The organism is Mycolicibacterium anyangense (genome assembly GCF_010731855.1).
Lineage (GTDB): Bacteria > Actinomycetota > Actinomycetes > Mycobacteriales > Mycobacteriaceae > Mycobacterium > Mycobacterium anyangense.
Window position 1 is genome coordinate 5612526 of sequence record NZ_AP022620.1, and the last position, 15872, is coordinate 5628397.

Genomic DNA, 15872 nt, shown 5'->3' on the forward strand with positions numbered 1-15872 from the left:
TCAGGCCTTCACCAGTTTCGGTGCCTGCCAGCTGCCGTTGAGGGCGTCCGGCTTGGGCCAGTACAGCCGCAGGATCGCCGAGAACGGTCCGGGCGGGGCGGGCAGCCAGTTGGCTTCCTTCTCCGGGCCCGGCGACTGGTTCTGCAGATACAGCGTCAGACTGCCGTCGGGATTCTTGATCAGGTTGGGCAGCATGGGGGAGTTGATCAGGTACCGGTTGATCGGGTTTTCCACCAGCAGGCTTTCCGGCTGCTTGTACATCGTCAGCGACCAGAACGCGTTGACCGGCGGCAGTTGGCCGGCCGGGAACGTCAGCGTGTAGTTGTTGGCCCCGCTCAGCGGCTGCCCGTCGGAGTCGGTGGCGTACACCGGATACATGGCCTCGGCCTTGGAGTTGCCGAAGATGCCCAGCACCGCGCCGGCCATCCGGTACAGGTAATTGCCGTTGAGCTGTTCCTTGGTGCCGAACAGGTCACCGGAGGTCACCTGCCCGGTGTCGAGCTTGTCCTTCTTGAAGGTGTTCAGCTCGGCCCACGCGTCGGCCATCCCGTCGGTGACGGCCTTCTGTAGCTCCGGACTCAGCGAGTCGTAGTTGAATGTGCCGTCCGGTCCGATGCCGATGGTGGCGAACTTGTCGCGCAGGTCCTTCTCCGAGGGCAGCACCGGGGCGAAGCGCAGCGCAAAGTTCAACAGATTGAAGAACTTTGGTGACGTCTTCTGCTCGTCGGGGCTCAGCGGCGCGGGGAAGTCGATCGGTGGCGCGGCTGCCGGGGCGGGCTGGTTGAGGAATGCTGACAGCGGCTGGGCGGTGTAGCCGGCCTGGATGTTCTTGACGTTGTCGAGGTCCTCGGGGTTGAACAGCTGGGTGCGGTAGATCGCCAGCACGATGTCGGTGTCGGCGCGGATCACCTCGTTGATGCCCTCGGGCTTGTCGCCCTTCCAGCCGGGACCGGCCAACAGATACTTGCCGCCGCTGTTGCCGGTGGTGCGGCTGCCCACGTAGGCGAAGTTGTAGGTGTAGCCGTCGACGAACTGCACCGAGAAGTACCGGTCCTGTTCGATCGGGGGGATGGTCAGCACCAGCGGCTCGGTGCGCAGGTCGGCGCCGAGCATCGAGTACGGGGTGTCGGAGTTCGGTGTCTGGATCGCGGTGTCGGCCGGGGTGAAGACGCGCGCGATGCTGTGCACCACGTTCCAGTCGCCCTTGTACTCCGGGCTGTGCGAGTCGACGAAGTAGGAGTACTGCACCCGGTTGCTGTCCACCATCGGGAAGCCGTAGATGTAGGCCTCTTTGGCGATGGCGCGCGCCTGCTCTTCAGTCACGGTGCCCTTTGCCTCGGTCGACGATGGTGGCGCTGAGGTCGCTGACGGGGTCTTGCTCGTGCCGGAGCACCCGGCGGTCATGGCGATCAGCAGCAGGCAGGCGAGAACGGCGTGCGGTTTCACCGCACCAGGATGCGTGATCGGCATCCTGGTGCGGTGTATTTCGCGATCCTCGGTTAGAGCGCGCCCAGCGCGGCGTCGTAGTTCGGCTCTTGGCCGATCTCCGGCACCAGCTCGGTGTAGGTGACGGTGCCGTCGGCGCCGACGACCACCACGGCGCGGCCGAGCAGGCCGGCCATCGGGCCGTCGGTGATGGTGATGCCGTAGTCCTCACCGAAGCTGCTGCGGAACGCCGAAGCCGAGACGACATTCTCGATGCCCTCGGCGCCGCAGAACCGCTTCAGCGCGAACGGCAGGTCCTTGGACACGTTGACCACCGCGACGCCACTGGCGGCGGCGCGCTCGTTGAAGGTCCGCACGCTGGTCGCGCACACCGGGGTGTCGACGGACGGGAAGATGTTGAGCACCACGGTCTTGCCGCTGTACTGTCCGCTCTCGACGGCCCCGAGGTCGGTTCCGGCCAGGGTGAACTCGGGAGCGCTGGCGCCAACGGCGGGCAGCTCACCAACGGTGTTGATCGGGTTTCCACGCAGGGTTATCTGTGCCATGGGCATTAGTTTGTCAGCTGCATGCCGGGCGCGGGTGTTCGGGTGACCAGATCGCAAAACCGCAGCTCAGAAAATCGCTTGTGGCGAAATCGTCTCAGGGCGTACCCTCGAAACCGCACTCTGCGTGTGCCGATCAACGGCCCGGCAGACGACGTGATGAGAGAGGAGGGTCCGACCGTGAATGTTTCCACCGCTTCGTATGGCGTAGCCGGCATGGCGCATCGCACGTGGACCTTCCACGCCATCACGGCTGCCCACGCCGCTGCGGCCGCCGCTCAGCGTAAGCGTCGCGCCAACGCCGCCCCGACCATCGCGTCCGTGGACAGGAGCTTCATCTAGGAAAGCTCCCAGACACAGCCACTGGCCACGGACCCGAAGTCAAAGGATCCGTGGCCTTAGTTTTTCCTCCACCACCTGGCCCGGGTCCACCGAAGAGATACGTAGAGACGACCAGGAAGCAGGTGAACGGACATGTCGACACTGACAGTCCGGAAGGAACTACTGCCGGTGTTGCCGTGCCACGTCGGGGATCCCGACCTGTGGTTCGCTGAGAGCCCCGTGGACCTGGAGCGCGCCAAGGTGCTCTGTGGGGACTGCCCGATTCGACGGCAGTGCCTTGCCGCCGCGTTGGATCGCGGTGAGCCGTGGGGTGTTTGGGGTGGCGAGATCATCGAGCGCGGCGCCATCGTGGCGCGCAAGCGCCCGCGCGGACGCCCCCGCAAGGACGTCATCGCGGCCTAGCCCGCCGGTTGACTGGCCCGGACCCGCCGCGCAGGCGGGTTCGGGTCAGAACCCGGGCACCAGCTGCTCGGTCAGGGCCTTGGTCGGGATGTGCGCGTCGAGCTGGGCTGAGATGGCCGTGACCGAGGCGATGACCCGCAGCGGAATCGCCAGCTTGGCCGGAAGGTCCATGGCCCGTGCGGTTTTGAGCTGTTCGGCCGACACCGACATGTTGGCCGCCGCCATCTTCTGCAGCCACTTGCGGGTGTAGTGGAAGACCTCGACCTCCATGGGCTCGACGTACTGGCGCAGCATGTCGTCGATCTCCTTGGCCGAAACCTGCTCACCCTTCTGGATGAAGCCGACCTTCTCCATGGTCGGCAGCAGCTCGTCATAGTTGCGGTCCCGCGCCAACCGGATGATCTCGCCGAGTTCGGCAGGGATTCCGTCCGGCAGCGGCGCCACCGCACCGAAGTCGATGACCGCCATCCGGCCGTCGTCGAGCAGCATGAAATTACCCGGGTGGGCGTCGCCGTGCATCATCCCGACCCGGGCTGGCGCTCCGAGTGTGAGCTCCAAAAGTCTTGTGCCGCAAAGGTCTCGCTGCTCGACGGTGCCCGAGCGGATGATCTGTGCCATCGGCACGCCCTCGACCCATTCGGTGATCATCACCTTGGGTGCGCTGGCCACCACATGCGGGATGATGAAGTGCGGGTCGCCCTGGTAGGCCTTGGCGAACGCCCGCTGGTTCTCGGCTTCGAGCCGGTAGTCCAGCTCCATCTCGGTACGTTCGATCAGTTCGTCGACCACGCCTTGCACGTCGGCGCCGGGGGAGAGCTGCTTGAACACGCTGACCATGCGCTGCATGGTCTTGAGGTCGGCGCGCAGCGCCTCGTCGGCGCCGGGGTACTGGATCTTCACGGCGACGTCGCGGCCGTCGTGCCATACCGCGCGGTGTACCTGGCCGATGCTGGCCGAGGCCACCGGCTTGTCGTCGAACGAGCTGAACCGCTCGCGCCACCTGGTGCCGAGCTGGCCGTCGAGCACCCGGTGCACCTTGGCTGCCGGCAGCGGCGGGGCATCCTTCTGCAGTTTGGTCAGGGCGTCGCGGTAGGGCTCACCGAACTGTTCGGGGACCGCTGCCTCCATCACCGACAGCGCCTGGCCGACCTTCATCGCGCCGCCCTTGAGCTCACCGAGGACGGTGAACAGTTGGTTGGCCGCCTTCTCCATCAGCTCGGCGTTGACCTCGTCTTTGGACTTGCCGGTCAGCCGTTTTCCGAAGCCCAGTGCGGCCCTGCCCGCAAAGCCGACCGGGATGCTGGCCAGCTTGGCGTTGCGGGCGGCGCGGCCGCGGGTGATGTCTGCCACCAGACCATCATCCCTGACATGGCTGTGCTGGCAACCACCCATGTCAGCATTGGCAGCGCGGATGCCGTGACCAGCGACGAGCGGAAATGGTGTTGGTGCGGACGTCGACTTCTAGCGTGGTGTTCAGCGTGCTCGGCGGCTCTCCGGCGGGTTCGGCGCCGCGCACGGCGGTGATGATCCGCTGCAGCTGGCCGAGGGCGACGGCCGCGGTGGCCAGCACAGTGGGGTGGTCGGCGGTCCCGGTCACATCGCGAAGCTGGGCGGCCACCGCCGGCCAGGCGGCGTCGCGGTCAGCGCGGTGCAGGTCTGCGCAGGCCAGACAGCTGGTGACGCCGGGGATCACCAGCGGGCCCACCAGACCGGCGCCGTCGCGCACCCGCACCAGCAGATGCGGCACCCCGATTACGTGCAGGTCACGCACCACCCGCGGGTCAGCGACCAGGTAGTCGGCCAGCACCACCAGATCCACGCCGGCCGCCGACACGACGGCGTTGGCGTGGCTGGTGTGCGCCACCCTTGCCCCGGAACAGCGCAGTGCCTCGACCAGCACGTCCGACAGCGGCCCGCAGCCGTGCACCCGGATCGACAGGGCGCGGGCAGCGCTGCGCCGGGTACGGTGCCGCACCACCCCGGCTCTCACCAGGTCGTCGAGCAGGTCATCGAGGGCGGCGGGGTCGTGCAGGCCGTGGCTGCCGGCCAGCTGCTGCACCGCGTCGAGGTCCAGCGGTATCTGTAGGCCGCGCAGCAGTGCGGCCAGATCGGCCGAACTCACCCCGTCGGGTGGGCGGACCAGGACGGCGCGGCGGGGATCCCAGCCCACTTGCACGGCGCCGTCGGGTCGCAGCAGCACCGGCATTGCCGGGTCGAGCGCATAGAGCCGGCCCACGCAGCGAGGATCGCACTCCGCGGGCGGCGGGGCGATCAGCTATCCACAGGCCTGTCGTCGCCGTCTTTCTTGTCGGCGTCCCCGGCCTGCTCGTCGAGCTTCTGGAACTCCGCGATCGCCGCATCGATGTCCAGGCCGCTGGTGTCCCCGCCGATCACCCGGTCGATGAAACCGGCCGGCTCGTCGAGATCCTCGGAGTTCGGCAGCAGGTCGGGGTGGTTCCACACGGCGTCGCGGGCGTCGACCCCGGCGGCCTGGGTCAGGCGCTGCCACAGCTGCGCGGCCTCGCGCATCTTGCGGGGCCGCAGTTCCAGGCCGACGAGGGTGGCGAAGGTCTGCTCGGCTGGCCCGCCGGTGGCCCGCCGGCGCTGCAGCGTCTCCGAGAGCGCCGCGGTGCCCGGGATCCGATCGCCCAGGGCGTCGCTGACGACGGTCTGCACCCAGCCCTCGACCAGGGCCAGCAGCGTCTCGAGCCGCTCCAGGGCGGCGGTCTGCTCGGGGGTGGCCTTGGGTTCGAACATGCCCTGGCTGAGCAGCTGTTCCATGGCGGCGGGGTCGGTCAGCGACGCCGGGTTGAAGCCCTGTGCCAGCTCCTCGATGCCGCTCATGTCGATCTTCATGCCCTTGGCGTAGGACTCGACGGCGGCCAGCAGCTGGCTGGACAGCCACGGCACGTGGCTGAAGAGGCGGTGGTGGGCCGCCTCGCGGGCGGCCAGGAACGTCATCACCTCGCTGCGCGGCTGCTCGAGGCCTTCGGAGAGCTCCTCGATGGCCTGCGGCAGCAGGGCGGCGACGCCCTTGGGCCCGAGCGGCAGGCCGATGTCGGTGGAGGTCAGCACCTCGCGGGAAAGCTTGCCCAGCGCCTGGCCCAGCTGCGAGCCGAACGCCATGCCGCCCATCTGGGTCATCATCGCCATCAGCGGTCCGGCGATGGCCTTGGCTTCTTCGGGCAGGGCCGAAACCCACACCGAGGAGATCTGCTCGGCCATCGGATCGCACAGCCGCTTCCAGGTGTCCAGGGTGTTGTCCACCCAGTCGCTGGGGGTCCAGGCCACGGTGCGGGTGGCGCCGGCGGGCAGCGCGGTGGCACCGTCGAGCCAGGTGTCGGCCAGGTGGACGGCGTCGGCGATCGCCGAGGCGGTGCTCTCCTGGATGGGGGCGACGAACCCGATCGAGCTGGACGCCAGCTGGCGGGCCAGGTCGTAGTTGACGGGTCCGGACGATCCGCCGGCCATTGCGGTGCCCGCACCGCTGAACATCTGGCCGAGCCGGGTGAAGATCTGGCCGAGGTCGGCGGGGTTGAACTCGCCGCCGCCGAACCCGAACGGGTCGTTGCCGGCGGAGTCACGGTCCTTCTTCGGCTTGTCCCGGTTGGGGTCGTCGCCGGTGGAGAAGCCGAAGGGCAGGTCAGCCATGGCTCAACCGTACTCACCTGGCGGGTTTGGTGGCGAACCGGCGATCACGCTGTCAGAGAAAGGCCCGGCTGGTTTCCCCGGGTCGCTGCGCTCCTGCCCGCGGGGTCTATTCCCCGGGTCGCTTCACTCCTGCCCGCCGGAACTACTCTTGGCGGCGTGAACAGGCGGATTCTGACCCTGATGGCGGCGCTGGTGCCGATCGTGGTCTTCGGGGTGCTGCTGGCGGTGGTGACGGTGCCGTTCGTGTCGCTGGGCCCGGGCCCGACGTTCAACACCCTCGGCGAGGTCGACGGCAAACAGGTCGTCGACATCGAGGGCACCACGACGCATCCCACCTCCGGGCATCTGAACATGACGACGGTGGCCCAGCGCGACGGTCTGACGCTGGGGCAGGCGCTGACGCTGTGGGTGTCCGGCCGCGAGCAGCTGGTGCCGCGGGATCTGGTGTTCCCGCCGGACAAGTCCCGCGAGGACGTCGAGAAGTCGCAGAACGCCGACTTCAAGCAGTCCGAGTTCAGCGCCGAGTACGCCGCCCTGGGCTACCTGAAGTACCCGGAGGCGGTGCGGGTGGAGAAGGTCAACGACCCCGGCCCGTCGGCCGGCAAGCTGCAGGTCGGCGATGCCATCGATGCCGTCGACGGCACCAAGGTGGCCAACGTCGCGGCGTTCACCACGGTGCTCAAGGCCACCAAGCCCGGTCAGGAGATCACCATCGACTACCGCCGCAAGAACGCCCCGGCCGGCAGCGCCAAGATCACCCTGGGCACCAACAAGGACCGCGATTACGGCTACCTCGGGGTGGCCGTCCTCGATGCGCCGTGGGCGCCGTTCACCATCGACTTCAACCTGGCCAACATCGGCGGCCCGTCGGCCGGGCTGATGTTCAGCCTGGCGGTGATCGACAAGCTGACCACCGGCGACCTCAACGGTTCGAAGTTCATCGCCGGCACCGGGACCATCAGCGAGGACGGCAAGGTCGGTCCGATCGGCGGCATCACGCACAAGATGACCGCGGCCCAGGAGGCCGGGGCGACGGTGTTCCTGGTGCCCGCCGAGAACTGCGACGAGGCCAAGTCGATGCGTGACGACTCGATGGAGCTGGTGAAGGTCGACACCCTGAACACCGCGGTCGACGCACTGCACACGCTGACCTCCGGCGGGCGCCCGCCCAGCTGCTGACAATCGCTGTCAACCGGTGACGCGGCGGCGATGCGTAGAGTTGGGGCCGTACTTCTCCCGACAGCGCATGACCCGCTGCCCGAGACGAAACAGGAGCCTGACAGGTGAGTATGCGGCCGGCTGCCAGGATGCCGAAGCTGACCCGACGTAGCCGGATCCTCATCGGGGTCGCGCTGGCGGTGGTGGTCCTGCTGTTGGTGGGTCCCCGTCTGATCGACACCTACGTGGACTGGTTGTGGTTCGGCGAGCTGGGGTACCGCTCGGTGTTCACCACGGTCCTGGTGACCCGCCTGGTGGTGTTCCTAGTGGCCGGACTGGTGGTCGGCGCCATCGTGTTCGCCGGTCTGGCGCTGGCCTACCGCACCCGGCCGGTGTTCGTGCCGACCGCGGGTCCCAACGATCCGGTGGCGCGTTACCGCACGGCGGTGATGGCCCGGCTCAAGTTGTTCGGCATCGGGGTGCCCGCGGTGGTCGGTGTGCTGTCCGGCGTTGTCGCGCAGAGCTACTGGCCGCGCATCCAGCTGTTCCTGCACGGCGGCGACTTCGGGATCACCGACCCGCAGTTCGGTAAGGACCTCGGGTTCTACGCCTTCGATCTGCCGTTCTACCGGCTGGTGCTGTCGTTCCTGTTCGCCGCGGTGTTCCTGGCGTTCCTGGCGAATCTGGTCAGCCACTACGTCTTCGGCGGTATCCGGCTGGCCGGTCGCACCGGCGCGCTCAGCCGTCCGGCCCGCATCCAGTTGGTGGCGCTGGTCGGTGTGCTGGTGCTGCTCAAGGCCGTGGCCTACTGGTTCGACCGTTATGAGCTGCTCAGCCACACCCGGGTCGGAAAGCCGTTCACCGGTGCGGGTTACACCGACATCAACGCGGTTCTGCCGGCCAAGCTGATCCTGATGGCCATCGCGCTGATCTGCGCGGCGGCGGTGTTCTCCGCGCTGTTCCTGCGTGATCTGCGGATCCCGGCGATCGGCCTGGTGCTGCTGCTGCTGAGCTCGCTGATCGTGGGCGCGGGCTGGCCGATGGTGGTCGAGCAGATCAGCGTCAAACCCAATGCGGCGCAGAAGGAAAGCGAATACATCAGCCGCAGCATCACGGCCACCCGGCAGGCCTACGGGCTGACCAGTCAGGACGTGACGTATCGCGACTACAGCGGCACGGCGCCGACGACGGCCCAGCAGGTGGCTGCCGACCGGGCGACGACGTCGAACATCCGGGTCCTGGATCCGACGATCATCAGCCCGGCGTTCACCCAGTTCCAGCAGGGCAAGAACTTCTACTACTTCCCGGATCAGCTCTCGATCGACCGCTACGCGGGCCCGGACGGCAACCTGCGCGACTTCGTGGTCGCCGCCCGTGAGCTCAACCCCGACCGGCTGATCGACAACCAGCGCGACTGGATCAACAAGCACACCGTGTACACCCACGGCAACGGCTTCATCGCCTCGCCGGCCAACACGGTGCGCGGAATTGCCAACGACCCCAACCAGAATGGCGGCTACCCGGAGTTCTTGGCCAGCGTGGTCGGGCCCAACGGCAGTGTCATCTCACCCGGGCCGGCCCCGCTGGATCAGCCGCGCATCTACTTCGGCCCGGTGATCGCCAACACCGCCGCCGACTACGCGATCGTCGGCAAGAACGGCACCGACCGCGAGTACGACTACGAGACCAACAACGAGGCCAAGAACTACACCTACAGCGGCACCGGTGGTGTGCCGGTGGGTAACTGGCTGGCGCGCAGTGTGTTCGCCGCGAAGTTCGCCGAGCGAAACTTCTTGTTCTCCAACGTGATCGGTTCCAACAGCCGGATCCTGTTCAACCGTGACCCGGCCGAGCGGGTCGAGGCGGTGGCGCCGTGGCTGACCACCGATTCCACGGTGTACCCGGCGATCGTCAACAAGCGGATGGTGTGGATCGTCGACGGCTACACCACCCTGGACAACTACCCGTACTCGGAGCTGACGTCGCTGTCCTCGGCGACCGCGGATTCCAACGAGGTGGCGTTGAACCGGTTGGTGCCCGACAAGCAGGTGTCCTACATCCGTAACTCGGTCAAGGCCACCGTCGACGCGTACGACGGCACGGTGACGCTGTACGCACAGGACGAGAAGGATCCGGTGCTCAAGGCGTGGATGAGCGTCTTCCCGGGCACGGTCAAGCCCAAGAGTGAGATCAGCCCGGACCTGGCGGCGCATCTGCGCTACCCGGAGGACCTGTTCAAGGTGCAGCGCATGCTGCTGGCCAAGTACCACGTCGACGATCCGGTGACGTTCTTCTCCACCTCGGACTTCTGGGACGTGCCGCTGGATCCGAACCCGACGGCCAGCAGCTACCAGCCGCCGTACTACATCGTGGCCAAAGACCTTGCCCGCAATGACAATTCGGCGTCGTTCCAGCTGACCAGTGCGATGAACCGGTTCCGCCGAGACTTCCTGGCGGCCTACATCAGCGCCAGCTCGGATCCCGATACCTACGGCAAGATCACGGTGCTGACCATCCCCGGTCAGGTCAACGGTCCCAAGCTGGCGTTCAACGCGATCAGTACCGACACCGCGGTCAGCCAGGACCTCGGCGTGATCGGCCGCGACAACCAGAACCGGATCCGGTGGGGCAACCTGCTGACGTTGCCGGTGGGCCAGGGTGGTCTGCTGTATGTGGCGCCGGTGTATGCCTCGCCGGGTGCCAGTGACGCCGCGTCATCGTATCCGCGCCTGATCCGGGTGGCGATGATGTACAACGACAAGGTCGGCTACGGCCCGACGGTCAGTACCGCGCTCGACGGCATCTTCGGTGCCGGCGCGGGAGCCACGGCCACCGGCCCGGCCCCGGCCACCGGTCCGGGTGCACCACCGCCGGGCGCGAAACCGGTTGAGACGCCTGCGGGTACACCGCTGCCGGGTGCCGCACCGGAGGTGCCGACGCCGATCGCGGCGGTGCCCGGTCAGCCGGGTGCGCCGACGGCGCTGTCACCGGCCAAGTCGGCTGCGCTGCGCGATATCGAGTCGGCGCTGACGGCGGTGCGCGATGCCCAGCAGGGCGGCAACTTCGCCGACTACGGGTCGGCGCTGCAGAAGCTCAACGACGCGATGAACGCCTACGACGCCGCTAAGTAGCGGCAGGTGCGCGAACTCGTCGTCCTCGGGACCGCCAGCCAGGTGCCGACCCGGTACCGCAACCACAACGGCTACCTGTTGCGGTGGGACGGCGAGGGCTTCCTGTTCGATCCGGGGGAGGGCACCCAGCGCCAGATGCTGCTGGCCGGGGTGCCGCCCAGCAGTGTGACGCGGTTGTGCCTCACGCACTTTCACGGCGACCACTGCCTGGGGGTGCCGGGTGTGCTGCAGCGGCTGTCGCTGGACCGCAGTGAGCGTCCGGTGGTGGCGCACTACCCGCACTCGGGGCGGGTGTACTTCGACCGGCTGCGGCACGCCTCGGTGTTCCACGACGCCGTCGACGTCCGCGAGGAGCCCGTTGCCGGCCCGGGGCAGGTGGCGGCGGGCCGGTTCGGTGTGCTGGAGGCGATGCCGCTGGACCACTCGATCGAGGTGTACGGCTACCGGCTGACTGAGCCCGACGGTCGACGCTTCCTACCGGAGTCGTTGGCCGCCTTGGGCATTGACGGCCCGGATGTGGGGGAGCTGGACCGGACCGGTGCGCTGCGGATCGGGGAGCGGGTGGTGGCGGCCGACGAGGTGAGCCAGGTCCGGCGCGGGCAACGCTTCGCCTTCGTGATGGACACCCGGCTGTGTGAGAACGTCTATGCCCTGGCCGACGGGGTGGACATGCTGGTGATCGAGGCGACGTTCCTCGACGAAGACAGCGCCCTGGCAACCGAATACGGCCACTTGACTGCCCGGCAGGCCGCGCGGGTGGCCCGTGAGTGTGGGGTGCGCCGGCTGGTGCTCACACATTTTTCGCAGCGCTATCCCGATGCCGCGCAGCGCTACCGTGAGGAGGCCGCGCGCGAGTTCTCCGGGGACACCGTGGTGGCCGAGGACCTGATGCGCGTTGCGGTGCCCAAGCGGCGGCCGTAGGGCCCGCTAGGCCGGTCCGTTGGTGGTGCCCAGGCCGACGCGCAATGCGATGTCCTGCTTCTGCCCGACGTTGGTGACGAAGTCGCGCACGGCGGGTTGGCCTGGAACACCGTCAAATTCGATGCGGGCCAGGGCGGCGCCCTCGGTGAACAGCAGTACGGTCACCGACTTGGTGCCATCCGGTGAGGTGCCCGACACCACCGTGCCGCCGCTGCCGACCGGGAAGGGCTGGGGTTGGCCGCCGGTGACCGCGGTCGCCAGATTGGCCTGCGCTTCCTGCAGCGCGGACGGGGCGGCCGCCGGATCGGGGAGTGCGGCCAGCAGGATGTTCACCGCTTTGGTCTGGTCGGAGTTGACCAGCAGCACCTCCGCACCGGTCTTGGTGCCGGGGTTCGGCGTGGCCGGCTGGGCGGTGTAGGTGTCGGTGGCTGAGGAGATGTCCCGGCCTTCCAGCAGCAGGCGGGTGTAGTCCAGTGGCTGTTGCGGGGCCTTGGCGGGCGTGCTGGAGGCCTTGGAGGTGGTGGTCGGTGGTGTCGGGGGGGCCAGGACGGCCGGAGCGCTCGAGGAGGCGCTGGGGACGCCGACCTGGTGATCGCAGGCGGTGGCGGCCAGGGCGGTGACGAGGAGGGTCACAGCGGCAAGGTTGCGGGTTCGGGGCGTCGTGGTCATGTCTGTATCGAGACTGTCTGGAATCGCTCCGGGTTTCAAACTATGCAGTTCACAGGCCTCTGACCATACGATTTGGTTGCGTTCGATGGCATTGGGTAACGTGGTGTTCACCCGACGCGGGGTGGAGCAGCTCGGTAGCTCGCTGGGCTCATAACCCAGAGGTCGCAGGTTCGAATCCTGTCCCCGCTACTAGGTAAAACGGCCCTCGGAGACCCCTCCGAGGGCCGTTTTCATGCCATTTGGGAACACTTTTGGGAACATAAGGCTGTCTAACTATGGTGCCGGAGCTGCCCAGAGGGTGGTCAACGGGCGTTGAACCCGCATCGTGACGCCGACGTCGGATTGTTTGCTCAGGCGGCGAGTTAGTCAGTCATACCGCCGAGCTCAGGGGTCGGTGTCTTCCACCGCAGTGAGTTGCCCCGGGGATGCGCTCGCGGGCCATCGAGTCGGTTACCGTGGCCGCGCCGGCTGTGCTTGGCGCGACCGGCCGGGCGCGAGCGTCGTCGACTCGTGGGTGTCTTGAGCTTGTTATGAGACTCTGTAGCTAGCCAGACACTCGAGGAGGCCTCTTACCTGCGCTGCCGCAGCGGTGTCATAGCGGCTTCGCCGGCGCAAACGCTGCCGCCGGCCCAGCACCCCTTGACAGTGCGATGACGCTCGTGGTGGTCCGCTTCACCGATGCGCGCAACCGACTGGTGCCATCAAGGGTTTGTAGGCCGATTTCGACCTCGTGGTAGCCGCTGCCGAGCTCGTCGAGGCGGTGGCCCGACTGCTTGCAGAGCGATAGGTGCCCCGCAAAGCGTTGGCTGAAGCCATGCTTTTGCTGGATGACCCACTTGCCGGAGCGACTTCGTTCAAGTCGCAGCAACAGAAGCCCCGAACGGACCGCGTTAAGCCGAGTGACCATAAGCGACAGCGAAACTCGCAGTTCCTTTGACTTGGCTTCCAGTGCTTGGATGGAGTCGATCGATGGTCGAAGTGCGGCCGCCGAGGACAGTGGAAGTAGCAATTCTGCGGCGAAGTAGTCGCAGATTTGCTCAAGGCCGGGGTACGACAGGCCCGCGTAGTCGCGGTAGGCGCGTAGGCGCTCGACGGCGTCGAATGCCGCTGGGGGCTCCTCGTACTGCTCAATTACGCGGTCTGCGGCGAGCGCGGGGTCGAACAGTAGATGCCCGCACTCGTGGGCCAGCGTGAAGCGTCTTCGTCCGTCAGACCGAATGAGTCTCAGCTGGATGAAGGGCCCGCGTTCGGTCCATTGCGTATACCCGTGGAGGTTTTGAGCTCCGTAGCGGATGTCGCGCGCGCCGAGGCGGCGGGCTAAGGCGTTCAGGTCCACCACGCCCGGGGAGCAAAACGTCGGCTCGATCTCGGAGATCAGGCCCTGAATGCTGTGCCGCCACGGGTCCACTGGAGGCGCGTACGGTTCGTGTGGTTTCGCCTTACTCATCGTGGTCGGGAAGCTCATTGAGTAGCGATTGCCAATCCTTCGTGTGTAACGGCAAGTCGTCGCGCGCGGAGATAGGGGACTGATTCTCGGCTCGAAAGTGCGCCGTCATGAGACGGCCCATCTCGTCGTAATCGAGTTCCCGCGTTTCGGCGAATCCCAGGAAGGTGACAAAGAATTCGAGCCAGTCACGGTGGCGTGGGTCGTCGGCGCCGGTCCGGGCCACGTCCTCGCCCTGTGGTTGCGGCGCCGTCAGTCGACCCAGCTTGAAGGCGATCTCGCGGAGGATCGCCGGAGGTGTCTGATGCCATACGAGGTCATCGCTCAAAATCGCACGAACACGCGCGAACGGTACCCATGACGTAGCAAAGACCGTCGGTTCCACGCTGCCGTCCAGCCAATCTTCCGGACGTGTCTGCGGGACGACGAAGTCGCCGATCATGGTCAGCGACCGGTTGCGGCCAAAGATCTGAGTGCCGAATGTCTCGATAAATTCTGAGACGGCGCGGCTGTCATCTTCCGCAGAACTGGACTCTGCTCGTTGGCGGTGCGTCCATCCGCCCGGGTTTCGGTATTCGACGGACTCGTGCCCTGGCGTGTCGATGATCAGGCTGGGGATGGAATGTTCTTCCGCGAAGGCGATTGACTGCAATGTCCCGAGCGACCCCTTCTCGGTAACGGTAACGATGGCGCTGGCGTAGTGCATCGGCACCATGACTTGAGTCGTGCGCTGGCCGTCGGACGCACCGATCGGCTTCGGCCATTGTGCGGTGACGTGCGCACGCATGCCGTGCGTCTCGGCGACGTCTGCAAGCTGCCTCGCCCGGCTCAGCCCGCTCGCCGCCTCATCCGGCTGCAGCAAGCTGCTCGGCACGTTGATGATGACGTTGGGGATTCCTCGAGTGATAGCCGGCTTCGGTCGCGCCGCAAGTACCGGCAGCGCGATCTTGTGACTGATCGCTCCAGAGAGAGCGTCGACTGTCTGGTCCAGACTCGCCCGGCGCGCTGTCATGATCTCGGCGATGCGCTCCAAGAGCGAGGCTTTCACGATGATGTCGAGGGCCTTGCACAGCACGCACACCAGCCGCTGCACGAGCGATATCTCGTCGATACAGAATCTCGGGGGAGCTGTGTGCCGCGGGTCCTTGGGCTTTCGGCAGGCGTTCTGGTGCATCACCGCCGCACTAGTGAGCGCGATGGTGGCTATGAACTCTGAGGTCGTGACCGTGCGCAAGAGATGGTGGTCGCAGCATTCCTCGGTACGTTCTAGAACCTGCTCGGCGAGCGGATATGCCTGAGTCCATAAGGCGAGTTCCGCGGATTCGAGCTCATCGAGCAGCGAGGGTTCGCGCCTGTCGGCGAGGTCCAGCACGAACGACCACCGGATGAGGTCGCTCAGCGCGTCTTGGGACCAAGGGTGTTCGCGCATTCACTTCTCTTCCTCTTGCCCCGAGTTGCCAGCGTCGGAGCGACCGCGCTCGGACGAGCCGAAGTAGAACCCAAGCGCCGAACTAACGAGGGCGATCACCGCCGACAGGATCGGATCGAAAAACTCCTTGGCGGTCTGCAGATTGAGGCCGGTCCAGCGTGACGTGGCTAGGAGCAACGCGACGGCGACGAGCGTGACGTTCAAGGTTCGAACCAACTTGCGGGCCAGTTCGCCGCGGACGATTTCACGCTCTTGCTCGATACTGCCGCGCAACTTGGGGATCTTGTCTCGTGCCGAGCCAATGCGTTGCCTGATGGCATCAGACCAAGCACGCCCGCCCCTAGGTTCGAGGGCGGGCGTGCGCGGCATTTCGTGATCCTTGGGGTCGTCAGTCATGGATCCGGTCTTGAGTTCAGGTCGAGCTTCTGGCTCGCCCGCCGACTTCGACTAGCCGGACCGGAGCCTTCGGGTCCTCGGGGATGAGGCCGACTTCGTTGCCTTCCTTGACCTTGTCGAGGAAGTACTTACGTTGTTCGATCGCTCGCTTAAGCGACTCGGTCATCGTGGTGCCATCTTCTTCTGCCATCTCTTTGAGCACCTCGACTAGCGCCGGTGAGAGATTCACCGTGAGCTTCTTGCGTTCGGTGGCCATGAACTCGCTTCCTATGCACGACGTTGGGTTAAGGCACCCGGCTCGGGTGTCGTGCGTGTCCCGTTGCTGATAGTCGGAGAGCCGC

Annotated in this window: 15 protein-coding genes and 1 tRNA gene; 6 read left to right on the forward strand and 10 right to left on the reverse strand. The window is 66.6% G+C overall.

What is annotated here, in order from left to right:
* Together G6N35_RS26535 and tpx are read right to left on the reverse strand one after the other, a co-directional pair.
* Complete coding sequence (locus tag G6N35_RS26535; protein ID WP_163807959.1) at positions 1-1404, reverse strand: DUF1254 domain-containing protein; 1404 nt, start codon at positions 1402-1404, stop codon at positions 1-3.
* A gap of 95 nt (positions 1405-1499) precedes the next feature.
* Complete coding sequence (gene tpx / locus G6N35_RS26540; protein ID WP_163807318.1) at positions 1500-1991, reverse strand: thiol peroxidase; 492 nt, start codon at positions 1989-1991, stop codon at positions 1500-1502.
* Positions 1992-2204: 213 nt separating this feature from the next.
* On the opposite strand from tpx, the gene G6N35_RS27680 reads away from it, so the two are divergent.
* Together G6N35_RS27680 and G6N35_RS26545 are read left to right on the forward strand one after the other, a co-directional pair.
* The gene (locus tag G6N35_RS27680) at positions 2205-2330 is read left to right on the forward strand and encodes a hypothetical protein (RefSeq protein WP_281357059.1); all 126 of its coding nucleotides are present in this window, start codon (positions 2205-2207) and stop codon (positions 2328-2330) included.
* Between the two features lie 132 nt (positions 2331-2462).
* Entirely contained in the window at positions 2463-2732 is a 270-nt protein-coding gene (locus G6N35_RS26545; RefSeq protein WP_163807319.1) for a WhiB family transcriptional regulator, read from the forward strand.
* 45 nt (positions 2733-2777) lie between these two features.
* On the opposite strand, the gene G6N35_RS26550 is transcribed toward G6N35_RS26545, so the two are convergent.
* The 3 genes from G6N35_RS26550 to G6N35_RS26560 all read right to left on the reverse strand — a co-directional run bounded on the left by G6N35_RS26550 (position 2778) and on the right by G6N35_RS26560 (position 6383).
* The gene (locus G6N35_RS26550) at positions 2778-4124 is read right to left on the reverse strand and encodes a macrolide-binding ATPase MABP-1 (protein WP_163807320.1); all 1347 of its coding nucleotides are present in this window, start codon (positions 4122-4124) and stop codon (positions 2778-2780) included.
* A gap of 1 nt (position 4125) precedes the next feature.
* On the reverse strand, positions 4126-4938 hold the full coding sequence (locus G6N35_RS26555) for a TOMM precursor leader peptide-binding protein (protein WP_163807960.1): 813 nt from the start codon (positions 4936-4938) through the stop codon (positions 4126-4128).
* A 65-nt stretch (positions 4939-5003) separates the two neighbouring features.
* On the reverse strand, positions 5004-6383 hold the full coding sequence (locus G6N35_RS26560; RefSeq protein ID WP_163807321.1) for a zinc-dependent metalloprotease: 1380 nt from the start codon (positions 6381-6383) through the stop codon (positions 5004-5006).
* A gap of 156 nt (positions 6384-6539) precedes the next feature.
* Here G6N35_RS26560 and G6N35_RS26565 point away from each other — a divergent pair, with 156 nt between their 5' ends.
* The 3 genes from G6N35_RS26565 to G6N35_RS26575 all read left to right on the forward strand — a co-directional run bounded on the left by G6N35_RS26565 (position 6540) and on the right by G6N35_RS26575 (position 11593).
* The gene (locus G6N35_RS26565) at positions 6540-7562 is read left to right on the forward strand and encodes a YlbL family protein (protein WP_163807322.1); all 1023 of its coding nucleotides are present in this window, start codon (positions 6540-6542) and stop codon (positions 7560-7562) included.
* A gap of 104 nt (positions 7563-7666) precedes the next feature.
* Positions 7667-10672, forward strand: coding sequence for a UPF0182 family protein (locus tag G6N35_RS26570; protein ID WP_163807323.1), 3006 nt, complete (start codon positions 7667-7669; stop codon positions 10670-10672).
* A 6-nt stretch (positions 10673-10678) separates the two neighbouring features.
* Complete coding sequence (locus G6N35_RS26575) at positions 10679-11593, forward strand: ribonuclease Z (protein ID WP_163807324.1); 915 nt, start codon at positions 10679-10681, stop codon at positions 11591-11593.
* Between the two features lie 6 nt (positions 11594-11599).
* Here G6N35_RS26575 and G6N35_RS26580 read toward each other — a convergent pair whose 3' ends face one another.
* Positions 11600-12226 (reverse strand): hypothetical protein, encoded by a 627-nt coding sequence (locus G6N35_RS26580; protein WP_163807325.1) that lies wholly within the window; start codon positions 12224-12226, stop codon positions 11600-11602.
* A gap of 151 nt (positions 12227-12377) precedes the next feature.
* Between G6N35_RS26580 and G6N35_RS26585 the strand changes: the two genes are divergently transcribed.
* Positions 12378-12451: transfer RNA gene (locus G6N35_RS26585), tRNA-Met, on the forward strand.
* A gap of 403 nt (positions 12452-12854) precedes the next feature.
* Here the strand turns inward: G6N35_RS26585 and G6N35_RS26590 are convergent.
* The 4 genes from G6N35_RS26590 to G6N35_RS26605 are packed head-to-tail and all read right to left on the reverse strand — an operon-like array spanning position 12855 to position 15787.
* On the reverse strand, positions 12855-13727 hold the full coding sequence (locus G6N35_RS26590) for an ImmA/IrrE family metallo-endopeptidase (RefSeq protein WP_220098529.1): 873 nt from the start codon (positions 13725-13727) through the stop codon (positions 12855-12857).
* Positions 13702-15135: a hypothetical protein gene (locus tag G6N35_RS26595; RefSeq protein WP_163807327.1), complete on the reverse strand. Its 1434-nt coding sequence runs from the start codon at positions 15133-15135 to the stop codon at positions 13702-13704. Before G6N35_RS26595 ends, G6N35_RS26590 begins: the two co-directional genes overlap by 26 nt.
* Positions 15136-15531: a hypothetical protein gene (locus G6N35_RS26600; RefSeq protein WP_163807328.1), complete on the reverse strand. Its 396-nt coding sequence runs from the start codon at positions 15529-15531 to the stop codon at positions 15136-15138. It abuts the gene before it with no gap.
* 16 nt (positions 15532-15547) lie between these two features.
* On the reverse strand, positions 15548-15787 hold the full coding sequence (locus tag G6N35_RS26605; protein ID WP_163807329.1) for a ribbon-helix-helix protein, CopG family: 240 nt from the start codon (positions 15785-15787) through the stop codon (positions 15548-15550).
* Between the last annotated feature and the right edge of the window lie 85 nt (positions 15788-15872).

Bases quoted from the DNA above. Each gene is read 5' to 3' on its own strand.
- G6N35_RS26535 (WP_163807959.1), bottom strand. From the start codon at position 1,404: ATGACCGCCGGGTGCTCCGGCACGAGCAAGACCCCGTCAGCGACCTCA.
- tpx (WP_163807318.1), bottom strand. From the start codon at position 1,991: ATGGCACAGATAACCCTGCGTGGAAACCCGATCAACACCGTTGGTGAG.
- G6N35_RS27680 (WP_281357059.1), top strand. From the start codon at position 2,205: ATGGCGCATCGCACGTGGACCTTCCACGCCATCACGGCTGCCCACGCC.
- G6N35_RS26545 (WP_163807319.1), top strand. From the start codon at position 2,463: ATGTCGACACTGACAGTCCGGAAGGAACTACTGCCGGTGTTGCCGTGC.
- G6N35_RS26550 (WP_163807320.1), bottom strand. From the start codon at position 4,124: ATGGGTGGTTGCCAGCACAGCCATGTCAGGGATGATGGTCTGGTGGCA.
- G6N35_RS26555 (WP_163807960.1), bottom strand. From the start codon at position 4,938: ATGCCGGTGCTGCTGCGACCCGACGGCGCCGTGCAAGTGGGCTGGGAT.
- G6N35_RS26560 (WP_163807321.1), bottom strand. From the start codon at position 6,383: ATGGCTGACCTGCCCTTCGGCTTCTCCACCGGCGACGACCCCAACCGG.
- G6N35_RS26590 (WP_220098529.1), bottom strand. From the start codon at position 13,727: ATGAGCTTCCCGACCACGATGAGTAAGGCGAAACCACACGAACCGTAC.
- G6N35_RS26595 (WP_163807327.1), bottom strand. From the start codon at position 15,135: ATGCGCGAACACCCTTGGTCCCAAGACGCGCTGAGCGACCTCATCCGG.
- G6N35_RS26600 (WP_163807328.1), bottom strand. From the start codon at position 15,531: ATGACTGACGACCCCAAGGATCACGAAATGCCGCGCACGCCCGCCCTC.
- G6N35_RS26605 (WP_163807329.1), bottom strand. From the start codon at position 15,787: ATGGCCACCGAACGCAAGAAGCTCACGGTGAATCTCTCACCGGCGCTA.